The following is an 11,674-nucleotide window of genomic DNA, read 5'->3' as shown; positions in this document are numbered from 1 at the left end:
AATTAGATACCGTATACGATCCTCAGTTTCAACGGAGGCTTATGTGAATTCCTCAAAATTGACGTGGCGTGGTGTCTACCCTGCCGCCACCACCCAGTTCACCCCCGATCTGGACGTTGATATCCCCGCAACCCAGGCTGTCCTGGATGCGCTGGTGAAGGATGGCGTCGACGGCCTCATCATCGCCGGCACCTGTGGTGAGAACAACTCGCTGGAACCCGAAGAAAAGCGCGCTGTCGTCAAGGCGGCGGTCGAGGTCGTGGACGGCCGCGTGCCGATCCTGGTCGGCGTGTCCGAATTCACCACACGCCGCGCCGTCACCTTCGCGCAGGACGCGGAAAAGCTGGGCGTTGACGGGCTGATGCTGCTGCCCGCCATGGTCTATGTGCCGACCGTGGGCGAGCTTTGCACTCATTTCGAGACGGTGGCCAAGGCGACGTCGCTGCCGATCATGCTCTACAACAACCCGCCGGCCTATCGCGTGAATATCGGCATCGACGCGCTCACCCGCCTCGCCGACACGCCCAACATCGTCGCGGTCAAGGAAAGCGCACCCGATCCGCGCCGCTTCACCGACCTGATCAACGCCTTTGGCGACCGCTATATCCTGATGGCGGGCCTGGACGATGTCGCGTTCGAGGGGTTGTTGCTGGGCGCCCATGGCTGGATTTCCGGTCTCACCAGCGCCTTCCCGCGCGAATCCGTGGCGCTGGTCGCGGCGATCAACCGGGGCGATCTGGAAGAAGCCCTGCGCATCTATCGCTGGTTCATGCCGCTGCTGCACCTCGATGCCGATCATGATCTGGTCCAGTCGATCAAGCTCGCCGAAAGCATCATGGGACGCGGCACCGAGCATGTCCGTTTGCCGCGCATGCCGCTGGAAGGTCAGCGCCGCGCTGACGTCATCCGCTGGGTCGAGCAGTGCGCTGCCACCCAGCCCAGCCTGACGGCGGTCTGATGTCCGCGGTGCGCCACACCTTCTTCTGCATAGACGGCCATACGGCGGGCAATCCCGTCCGTCTGGTCGCGGGCGGCGCGCCGCTGCTCAAGGGAAAGTCCATGGCGGAACGCCGCCTGGACTTTCTCGACCGCTTCGACTGGATCCGCACCAGTCTCTGCTTCGAACCGCGTGGCCATGACATGATGTCGGGCGGCTTCCTCTACCCGCCGACGCGCGACGATACCGACATCGGTATTCTCTTCATCGAGACCAGCGGCTGTCTGCCGATGTGCGGCCATGGCACGATCGGCATGGTGACGTTCGGCCTGGAAAATGGCTTGATCCAGCCGGCGACGCCGGGCAGGCTGCGGGTCGAAGTGCCAGCCGGCGTCATCGACATCGATTACACGACCGACGGCAAGCGCGTGACATCGGTCAAGATCCGCAACGTCCCCGCCTATCTGGCGGCGGAGGGGATCGCAATCGATGTGCCGGGTTTCGGGCCGCTCAGCGTCGATGTCTCCTATGGCGGCAATTACTACGCGATCGTCGAACCGCGGGGCGCTTATACCGGCCTCGACGACCTCGGCGCATCGCGCATCGTGGAACTCAGTCGCACCATTCGCGAACTGGTGCGCGCGCAATATCAGCCGGTCCATCCGCTCGAACCCAGCATCAAGGGGGTGAGCCATGTGCTGTGGGCCGACAAGCCCAAGGGTGAGGGCGCCGATGGCCGCAACGCCGTCTTCTATGGCGAGCGGGCGATCGACCGCAGCCCCTGCGGCACCGGCACGTCAGCGCGGCTTGCGCATCTGGCGGCCAAGGGCAAGCTGAAGGTCGGCGACCGGTTCGTGCATGAAAGCTATATCTGCAGCCGCTTCATCGGCCGGGTCGAGGCCGAGACGATGATCGGCGACCAGAAGGCGATCATTCCCTCGATCGAGGGATCGGCGATCGCCACCGGTTTCAACACCATCTGGGTCGACCGCGAAGACCCGTTCTGGGCCGGCTTCACGGTCGTATGAAATCGAAGGCGCAGAGCGGGCGGACGGGATCGTCCATCATATACGAAGTTGTATTCCGCCGTCCGCTCTGTGCTATGTTCGCCGCATGAGCCTAGTCATCCGAAACCTGTCCGACCAGTTGGTCGATCTTGTCCGTGAGCGCATCCTGTCCGGCCGGGTGCCGCCCGACGGACCGATCCGCCAGGACGCGCTGGCCGCCGAACTGGGGATCAGCAAGATTCCGCTGCGCGAGGCACTGGCCCGACTGGAGCAGGAAGGACTGCTCAAGTCGCAGGCCAATCGCGGCTTCTTCGTGCGGAGCCTCAATCGGGTGGAGGCGGACGAAGTCTATGCGCTGCGCCTAAAGCTGGAACCCGATGTTATGGCGTTGGCCGCCGAACGGGCGGACGAGGCGGAGCATCAGGCCGCGATCAACACGCTGGCCACCCTCTATCAGGTCACCGACGAAGGCGGCGACGGGGTGGGCGCGTTCAACCGCGCCTTCCACATGGCGCTGCTGCGCCCCAGCAACCAGCCGCTGTCGGTCAATATTCTCGAACGGCTCCACATCCTGTCGGAACGCTATGTCCGCAAGCATCTGGAGCCGCTCGGCCGCGACGAACGCGCCAATGACGAACATCGCGAGATGCTCGATGCCTGGCTTGCCCGCGACGGCCAACTGATCCGCGAACTCACGGTCGCACATATCCGCAAAACCATGGACGATCTCATGGTTCAGCTCGACGCCGACGACTGAACCATAACCGAGCAACCGGAACGTCCATAAGAACAGGGAAGGAAATTTCGGTTGAGCACTGGATTTTGGGGACCGATCAAGCCGATCGGCGCCGGTCATCACGCGCAGCATCAACAGTTGCGCAAGACATTGTCCTGGCCGCATCTGATCGCGCTGGGGGTCGGGGCGATCGTCGGCACCGGCATCTACACGCTGACCGGCGTGGGCGCCGACCGGGCGGGGCCGGCGGTGATCCTGGCCTTCGCCATTGCGGGGGCCGTATGCGCCTGCGCTGCGCTGGCCTATGCCGAACTGGCCACGCTGATCCCGACCGCGGGCAGCGCCTATACCTACACCTATTCGGTGCTGGGGGAGACGCTGGCCTGGGTCGTGGGGTGGAGCCTGATCCTGGAATATTCGCTGGCGTGCAGCACCGTGGCGGTCGGCTGGTCGGGCTATCTGGTCGGCTGGGTACAGCAGGCGGGGATCAGTTTGCCGCCGATGCTGCTCGCCGGGCCACATGGCGGTGGCATCGTCAACCTGCCTGCCGTGCTTGTGGCACTGGCGATCGCCGGCATGCTGATCGCGGGCACGCGGGAAAGCGCGACGCTCAACATCGTTCTGGTGGTCATCAAGCTGACCGCGCTCGCCGCCTTCGTCGCGCTGGCGCTGCCCGCCTTCCAGTCCGACCATCTCCAGCCCTTCATGCCCTATGGCTTCGTCAGCCATGTGGAAGGTGGCATGACGCGCGGCGTGATGGCGGCGGCGGCTATCGTCTTCTTCGCCTTCTACGGTTTTGATGCGGTCGCGACCTCGGCAGAGGAAGCGCGCAATCCTGGCCGTGACCTCACCATCGGCATCGTCGGATCGATGGCGGTCTGCACCCTCATCTATATGGCGGTCGCGGTCGCGGCGATCGGCGCGCTCGACTATCGGGCGCTGGCCGGTTCGTCCGAACCACTGGCGCTGGTGCTGCGCACGCTGGAGCATCCGGTCGCCGCCTGGCTGGTGGCAGGCGCCGCGCTGGTCGCGCTGCCCTCCGTCATCCTGGTCATGATGTATGGCCAGAGCCGCATCTTCTTCGTCATGGCACGCGACGGGCTGCTGCCGCGATCGCTCAGCAAGGTGTCGGAAAAGACCGGCTCGCCTGCCCGCATAACCGCGATCACCGGCGTCTTCGTCGCGGCCGTCGCCGGCTTCTTCCGCCTCGACGAGATTGCCGAACTGGCCAATGCCGGCACGCTGATCGCCTTCATCGCGGTCGCCGGCTGCATGATGGCGCTGCGCCGCAAGGCGCCGGAAATGCCGCGCGTCTTCCGCTGCCCGCAGCCCTATCTGGTCGGTACGCTGGCGATCGTCGGCTGTATCTATCTGCTGATCAGCCTGCCGGAAAAGACGCTGCTGCGCTTTGGCCTGTGGAACCTTGTCGGTCTGGCTCTCTATTTCGCCTATAGCCGCGGCCGCAGCCTGCTGCGTACCACCGGCCGTGCGGCAAGCGAGGAAGGCCTGCCGGAATAGTGCAGCCGTAACCTGAGCCGGCTAGTTGCGTCACAGCGACTGGCCGGCTTGTTCAATAGCCCACAGCATAACCCATGCGGCGGGGATCGGCGCCGGCCATGCGGGCGCCCGATGGGTCGGCCAAAATGCCTTGTACGCTGCCGATCGCATAGGGGCCGACCAGTTCGATCTTGTGCCCCATCGCGGTCAGGCGCTGGATCGTTGCGTCGGGGAATCGTCGTTCCGCCTGCACGGTGATCGCCGCGCCGGGCTTGTAGAAATTGGGATCGGCGTCGAGCGCGAAGCGCGGTGCTTCGATCGCGGCCTGGATCGGCAGGCCGCGATCGACGACATTGACCAGGAACTGGAACTGGGTCTGGCCGATCGTCTCGCCGCCAGGCGATCCGAAGACCAGTTTCAGCCGGCCCTTGTCGAGGACGATGGTCGGGCCATTGCCGAGCAGGGCGACCTTGCCCGGTGCGACCTTGTTGGGATGGCCGGCATAGGGGGCGGACGACCCCAGGCGCAGACCGTTGTTGAACAATATGCCGGTATTGCCCATCACCAGGAAGGTGCCAAAGCCACCGCCGACGGTGGTCGTGACCGCGATGGCATTGCCGTCGGCATCGACCGCCGACAGGCTGGTGGTGTCGCCGCCGCGCGTGTGATCGTCACCCTGATGCGCGAAATCCTGCCTTGCCCGCTCCAGCGCGACCTTGTCGAAGGCGGCGGCATTGCCGCCCTGCGGATAGAGGCCCGCGCGGGCCGCATCGATCAGCTTGCGTCGCTCGGCGGCGAAGCGCTTGGACAGCAGCCCCTCGACCGGCGTCTGCGCGAATTTGGGATCTGCGGCATATTTATAGACATCGGCCTTCGCGACCTTGATCGCCTCGATCAGATAATGGGTGAAGAGGGGATCGTCGGCGGGCAGCGCGGCGAGGTCGAGCCCCTCGACCAGATTGAGCTGTTCGCACAATTCGAGTCCCGTGCGCGAGGTCAGCGGGCTGCAATAGACATCCAGCCCGCGATAATTGGTCGTCACCGGATCGTCCCAGCGCGGCTGATAGGCCTTGAGGTCATCGAGCCGCAGCCAGCCGCCGGTCTCCTTCGAGAAGCGGGCAAATTCCTGCGCGATCGGGCCGGTGTAGAAATAGTCATGCGCCGCCTGCAGCGCGCGATCCCGATCGGCGCCGCCCTTGAGCGCCTGGCTTTCCGCATCGGCAAGGGCCTGAAAGCTGCGGGCCAGATCGGGATTGCGGAAGATGGAACGGGGCGCCGGGGGCTGGCCACCGGGCAGGAAGATCGCCGCGCTGGTCGGATAGAGCGCCAATGTCTTCTGCGCGCGCGTGATGAACATCGCGATGGAGGCGTCGAGCGGATGGCCGTCGCGGGCATAGCCGATCGCCGGTTCGAGCAGGGTCGAGAGCGGCAATTTGCCGAACCGGCGGGCCAGCGCGATCCAGCCGCCAAAGGCGCCCGGCACGGTCAGTGCCTTGGGGCCATGGTCCAGCGCCTTGGGATCGCCATCGGGATCGAGCAGGCGCGGCGCGCCGCCGGTGAAGGCCAGTGACTGGACCTTGCCCGTCTTGCGATCGAGACAGGTGGCAAAGCCGTTGCCGCCCGCGCTGGATGCCCAGGGTTCGACCACGTTCATGACCGCCATCGCCGCGACCACGGCATCAGCGGCGGTGCCGCCCTGCATCAGCATGCGGGTGCCGGCCATGGCGGCCAGTGGATGGCCGGCGGTCACGCCGCCATGCGGCATGGGCACTTCGACCCGGTGCGCGGCGACGCTGGCGCTGCCGGTGCGGGGCGCGTCGGGCGCGCGTGCGCCCGATTGGGCCAAAGCGCGGCCGGGCAGGGCGGAGAGCGCCATGCCGGCAAGGCCGGCGGCCAGCATTTCGCGGCGATCCAGGAAGGATGGGGGCGTATCGGACATGGCGGGGCGACCTTGCAGGGGAAAGGAAAAGGAGGAATGGGCACGGCAGCATCGCGCCGTGCCCATGTCTTGCAAGCCTTTAGAAGACCTTCTTCAGGCTGGTGTACCAGTAGCGCGCCTGCGGCTGGTAGAGGCTCGACAGATAGCCGGCGGACGAGAGCGGCGGATCCTTGTCGAAGATGTTGCGCGCGCCGATCTGGACGGTGGTGCCGTTCAATGGGCCGTCATTCTTGAACGTATATTGGCCATAGAGATTGACCGTCGTCTGGCCCTTCACCGTCCAGGGATTGGCGGACGCATCGCGCACGCCATTTTCATAGACGCTGTCGATATATTGCGTGAAGGCGCCGATCTTCCACGGGCCGAGCGACCAGTCGAAGGTTGCCGAAAGCCGCCAGCGCGGCTGGCCATCGCGACCGATGACGTCGCCGCCGCCCTGGATCGGCACGCCGGCATTGATCTCGCCAGCGGCCTGTCCCGCAATCACCTGCTGCACGCCCGCCGGGGCGTCGACATAATAGCTGATCAGGCGCGAGGCATTCACGTTGAGCGAGAAGGTGCCGACCGACGTCGTGGGCAGGAAATAGTCCAGATTGAAGTCGATGCCCTGAACGGTGACCGGCAGCAGATTCTGGAAATTGGCGACGACGTAGAGCAGTTCGCCCACCGGTGCGAGGCCGGTGCCGGCGACGCGGGCGATATCGTCCGCCGTCGGATCGCGGCGGATGACGTTGGGGTTGCTGCTGCCCTGGGTGCGCAGCAGATAGTCGAGGTTGAGCGCATTTTGATAGTCGAGCAGGCCCACGACATTCTTCTGCTGGATCTTCCAGCGGTCGACGGTGAAGGTGACCTTGCCGAGGCCATCGCCCAGTTTCGGCGACAGCACGGCGCCGAAGCTCCAGCTGGTCGATTCCTCGGGCTTCAGGTTCGGGTTGCCGCCGCTGCGACGCAGCACCGACACGTTGCAGACCGCGCTGGAGAAGTTGGTCGCGCGCCCGGAGCGGACATCGGCATCGCACAGCACATAGTCGAAGCCGCCATTGACGCGATCGAGCGTGGAGGTGTTGATGACCTCCAGGTTCGGCGCACGGAAGCCCTGCGACCAGGAGCCGCGCAGCATCATGCCCTCCAGCAATTCCCACGATCCCGCGATTTTGGGCTTCGCCACAGAGCCGACGTCGCTATAATCCTCGTAACGGCCCGCGACCTGGAAATTCAGGCGACGGAACATGGGGATTTCCATTTCCGGGCTGAAGATCGGGATGGCGAGTTCGGCATAGGCGGACTTCACGTTGCGCTTGCCGCGTACGTCCGGGCTGGGGCTGGCACCGCCAAGGTCGGAGCCATAGAAGACGCCGGTGACCGCATCGGTATAGGTGGTGTCGACCCCGGCAATGCCGCCCTGATAGGTGGAGCGATTGTCATGATAGGTCTCGCGCCGCCATTCGATGCCGGCCGCGACGCCGATGCTGTTGTCGGCCCACAGGCCCAGCAGATTGGCGTTCGACACCTTGAAGTCCCACAATGCCAGCGAGGTGCGGGTCTTGCGGGTCGCCTCGATCATGAAGCTGTCGATCGTCGACTGGCTGTTGGGCGTGCAGTCGCCGATCGAGGGCGTGTCGACGCAGCCGCCGTTGAACGGATTATAGGCGTCGGGCGTGGTCTTGTTGATCGCCTGTTGCAGCAGCGTGTTGGAGAAATTCTCCTGCGTGTCCTTGGCCGTGGCCCAGGTGTAGAGGCCGGCCGATTCCCAGTCGAAATCGCCGATACTGCCGCGCAGGCCGCCCAGGAAACGATATTGGTAATTGGTCACGTCGACCTTGCGCGATCCCACATCGACATAGCTGAGCGAGGTGATCTGGACCGGCAAGCCCTCGGCCGGAACCACCGAAAGGTCGAGGCCGGGCAGGCGGTTGGGTGATCCGACCGGGCCAAGCGGGTTCCAATAGGCATTGGCCGCCACGGTGATCGGGATGTTGGCGAGCGAGCCGGGCGCGCCGATCGTCGAACTGGTCTTGCCGCGATAGAAGCCGACCTCGCCGAAGAAGGAGAGGGCGTCCGACAGTTCATAGTTGATGTAGGAGAAGATATTGATGCGCTTGACCGAAGGCTGGGCGGTCAGGTCGTCAAAGGTCGCCGGCGAATTGAAGCGCAGGTTGGAATCCGCACCCGACATTTCCGTCGCGCCATTGCCGTCATCATAGCAGGTGTCGGGCGTGCCCGATGCGATCCGGCAACCGGCATTGGCGCTGGGCTGGATGTGGAACTGGCCCGAACTGTTGGTGAAGGCAGTGCCGTTGCTGGTGAGCGTCTGGTTGAGGAAATTGGCGCCGCCGCCGGGGCGGACAACGCGGAAGGTGCCCCAGGGCGTGCTGGTGCTGGTGCCGTTCCAGGCCGCGACATTGGCGAAGGGGGTGCCGGCGACATAGCCGCGCCGATCGACGCTGGCGGTATAATCCTGGTCGCTGAGATAGAGTTTCGACTTCTGCGCATAGCCGCCGAAGATCGAGATATTGCCGCGGCCTTCGGCGAAGTCGAACCCGACCAGGCCATTGGCGGCAAATTCGCGCAGATTGGTGCCTTCCGCGCCGCCATATTGGACGTCGAACTTGGCGCCCTTGTAGTCGGACTGGAGCACATTGTTGACGACGCCGGCGACCGCGTCCGAACCATAGAGGGCGGCTGCGCCGTCGCGCAGCACTTCGACGCGCTCGATATTGCCGACGGGAATGGTGTTGGCATTGTAGCCGAAGGTCGGGACGCCGGAATCGACCACGCCGGTGATCGCCTGCGATGTCGGGTGCAGCACGGTGCGACGGCCGTTGATCAGCAGCAACGTATTGCCCTGGCCCAGGCCACGCAGCGAAACGGTCGATACGTCGCCGCGCGCGGCATTGGCGTTGCCGCCGCCCAGCACCTGTTCGTTGAAGGTGACGCCACCCAGTTGCGGGATGGAGCGATAGAGGTCGGCACCCGAAACGGCGGCCACGGCCTCGATCTGCTCTTCGCCGACCAGGCTGACCGGCAGCGCGCCGGCGGTATTGGCGCCCTTGATCTGGGAACCGATGACGACGATTTCCGCAGCGGCCGGTTCACCGGCCTGCGGGGCGGCTTCTGTGCTGGACTGGGCCTGGGCCATGCCGGCCGTCAATGCCCAGAGACTGGCACTGGTTAGGGCGGTGGTTAAGGCGAAAAGCGTCTTTCCTCTTTCTCTCGTCATTATTGTTCCCCTGTGATGAAGCCTTGAGCTTCGCGCCGTTAGGCAAAGGTGCCTTTCCGGTTCAGAGTTTGGGGAGGTCGGCAAATGTCGGCGCCGCACGATGCGTGCAGCGACCCATGCTTATTGATGACCGTTCAGATAGTGCATTTGCAGGCCCTCCCGAAAAACTGGAGTTCCGGCATCATCCCTTGCGTGGGAAATCGTTGCTGCTGTCGCCCTCACGACGGCAAGGCTTTTTCCGGGCACAACACCCACCATTGTGCGCGTTCATTGCGCTAGAACTGATGGGCGTGAAATTTCCACCATATGTTTCGAAATATTTTTGAAATAAAATCGGATTTACCGGCATATAGCGGAAAAATCGGGTTGGCTCGTTGTTGCGCGTATCGGCCGGCAAACGCCTTCCCTCGGGTGATGCCGGACAGGCCGAAAACAGGGGATTCCATCGATGAGCGATAACGCAAAGCAGGGGGTGACCCGGCGGGAGTTCGCGGCGTCGGCCATGGCCGGTGCGGCCTTGGTCGCGGGTGCCGGGCCAGCCTCCGCCCAGGCGGGCAATGCGCCGGCAAAGCCCGGCAAGGCGGCGATCGAGCCAACCAGATTGGTTAGCGCAGGCGAAACGCTGCGGCCAGAGATCGTCGGCCAGTTCGGCATCGTCGCGGCCGGGCGCCATTATGCGGTGGCGGCGGGTACGCGCATCCTGCTGGCCGGTGGTAATGCGACCGACGCCGGTGTGGCGGCGGTCTTTGCCGCGGCCGTGACCGAGATTTCGCATTTCGGCTTTGGCGGCGAAGCGCCGACCATCATCTATGACGGCAAGACGAAGAAGGTGTCGCTGATCAGCGGCCAGGGCGTCGCGCCGGGGCTGGCCACGCCCGACAAGTTCGCCGACGCCGGCGTCATTCCGGGCAATGGCCCCAATGGCGGCACCGTGCCGGCGATGGTCGATGCAATGGCGCTCGCGCTCCAGCTCAACGGCACGATGGGGCTGCATGACGTGATGCAGCCGGCGATCGAGCTGGCCGACGGTTTCGTCATGTATAATTTCCTGGCCGAAGTGTTCGTCAGCCAGCAGAAGGCGACGTCCAAATATAAGGACGCCTACGACGCCTATTATCCCGGTGGCCAATTGCCCAGGACCGGGGAGATTTTCCGCCAGCCCAATCTCGCCCGCACGATGCGGATCATTGCCGACGCCGATGCCGCCGCGTTCAAGAAGAGCGGCGATCGCAAGGCGGCGATCCAGGCTGGGCGTGATGCCTTCTACAAGGGCGACATCGCCCGCCGGATCGGCGCCGCGATGGAGCGGGACGGCGGCCTGATGCGTTACGAGGATCTGGCCAAGTACAAGGGCAAGGTCGAGGCGCCGGCGATGACCAGCGTCTTTGGCTATCAGGTCTGCAAGGCGGGGTTCTGGAGCCAGGGTCCGGCCATGCTGATGGCGCTCAATATTGCCGAGGCGGCCGGGATCGCGACGATGGAGCCGGGCTCCGCGCCCTATCTCCACACCGTTGCCGAGGCAATCAAGCTCGCCTTCGACGATCGCAACATGTATTTTGGCGATCCCGATTTCGCGACGGTGCCAATGAAGGGGCTGTTGTCGAAGGACTATGCGGCGCAGCGGGCCAGGCAGATCGGCCCGCGTGCCTCGCTGGAGCATCGCTTCGGCAATCCCTGGGCGTTCGAGGGCAAGGCGCGGACCACGCCGCAATTCACGCCGCATATGCTCAAAGCCCCGGCCAAGCCGACCGCTGACACGACGGCGATCGAAGTGGTGGACAAGGACGGCAACCTCTTTTCCTGCACGCCCAGTTCCGGCTGGATGCTGGGCGGCGCCTATATTGCGGGCGATACCGGCGTGCCGATGAGCAACCGCCTGACCGTGTTCGACCTTGATCCGGAAAGCCCCAATGTCCTGGTGCCGGGCAAGCGGCCGCGCACCACCCTGTCGCCATCGATGGTGCTCAAGGATGGCCAGCCCTATCTGGCGATCGGGACGCCGGGCGGCGACAATCAGGATCAGCAGATCATGAATGTGCTGCTGCGGGTGCTGGCCTTCAACCAGCCGCTCCAGGCCGCGATCGAGGCACCGCGCATCAACTCCAATCATTTCCACGGCTCCTTCGGCATCAAGAAGGATGAGCCGGGTGTGCTGGAAATCGAGGATCGCGTGCCAGAGGCGGTGCGTGACGATCTGACCGCGCGCGGTCACAAGCTGGACGTGCTGGGGCCGTTCGCGGTGTCGACCGGCATCGTCGCGGCCGGCGTGGTGCCGGGCAGCGGCACGCTGCGCGGCGGCGCGGATGTGCGCCGCGAACGCTATATATTTGGTTGGTAA

The 11,674-nt window shown here is 64.6% G+C and carries 7 protein-coding genes; 5 read left to right on the top strand and 2 right to left on the bottom strand.

Going from position 1 to position 11,674, the window contains the following annotated elements; translation table 11 throughout:
• Positions 1–43 precede the first annotated feature (43 nt).
• From ACI6S0_RS08620 to ACI6S0_RS08605, 4 genes are all read left to right on the top strand, one after another.
• A complete protein-coding gene (locus ACI6S0_RS08620) occupies positions 44–958 on the top strand; it encodes a dihydrodipicolinate synthase family protein (protein WP_434405531.1) in 915 nt (304 codons plus the stop codon).
• Positions 958–1,965, top strand: a complete 1,008-nt coding sequence (locus ACI6S0_RS08615; RefSeq protein WP_434405530.1) for a 4-hydroxyproline epimerase — start codon at positions 958–960, stop codon at positions 1,963–1,965. Before ACI6S0_RS08620 ends, ACI6S0_RS08615 begins: the two co-directional genes overlap by 1 nt.
• A gap of 85 nt (positions 1,966–2,050) precedes the next feature.
• The gene (locus ACI6S0_RS08610; protein ID WP_004212495.1) at positions 2,051–2,701 is read left to right on the top strand and encodes a GntR family transcriptional regulator; all 651 of its coding nucleotides are present in this window, start codon (positions 2,051–2,053) and stop codon (positions 2,699–2,701) included.
• Positions 2,702–2,752: 51 nt separating this feature from the next.
• Complete coding sequence (locus ACI6S0_RS08605; protein WP_434405529.1) at positions 2,753–4,198, top strand: amino acid permease; 1,446 nt, start codon at positions 2,753–2,755, stop codon at positions 4,196–4,198.
• 52 nt (positions 4,199–4,250) lie between these two features.
• Here ACI6S0_RS08605 and ACI6S0_RS08600 read toward each other — a convergent pair whose 3' ends face one another.
• Both ACI6S0_RS08600 and ACI6S0_RS08595 read right to left on the bottom strand, forming a co-directional pair.
• Positions 4,251–6,116, bottom strand: a complete 1,866-nt coding sequence (locus ACI6S0_RS08600; RefSeq protein ID WP_434405528.1) for a gamma-glutamyltransferase family protein — start codon at positions 6,114–6,116, stop codon at positions 4,251–4,253.
• 79 nt (positions 6,117–6,195) lie between these two features.
• Positions 6,196–9,255 carry a TonB-dependent receptor domain-containing protein gene (locus ACI6S0_RS08595; protein WP_434405527.1) on the bottom strand — a complete coding sequence of 1,020 codons (3,060 nt, stop codon included), beginning with the start codon at positions 9,253–9,255 and terminating at the stop codon, positions 6,196–6,198.
• 529 nt (positions 9,256–9,784) lie between these two features.
• Here ACI6S0_RS08595 and ACI6S0_RS08590 point away from each other — a divergent pair.
• Positions 9,785–11,674, top strand: a complete 1,890-nt coding sequence (locus tag ACI6S0_RS08590) for a gamma-glutamyltransferase family protein (RefSeq protein ID WP_434405526.1) — start codon at positions 9,785–9,787, stop codon at positions 11,672–11,674.

The organism is Sphingobium sp. DN12 (genome assembly GCF_051058005.1).
GTDB lineage: Bacteria > Pseudomonadota > Alphaproteobacteria > Sphingomonadales > Sphingomonadaceae > Sphingobium > Sphingobium yanoikuyae.
This window is presented reverse-complemented; position numbering and strand designations above follow the sequence as displayed.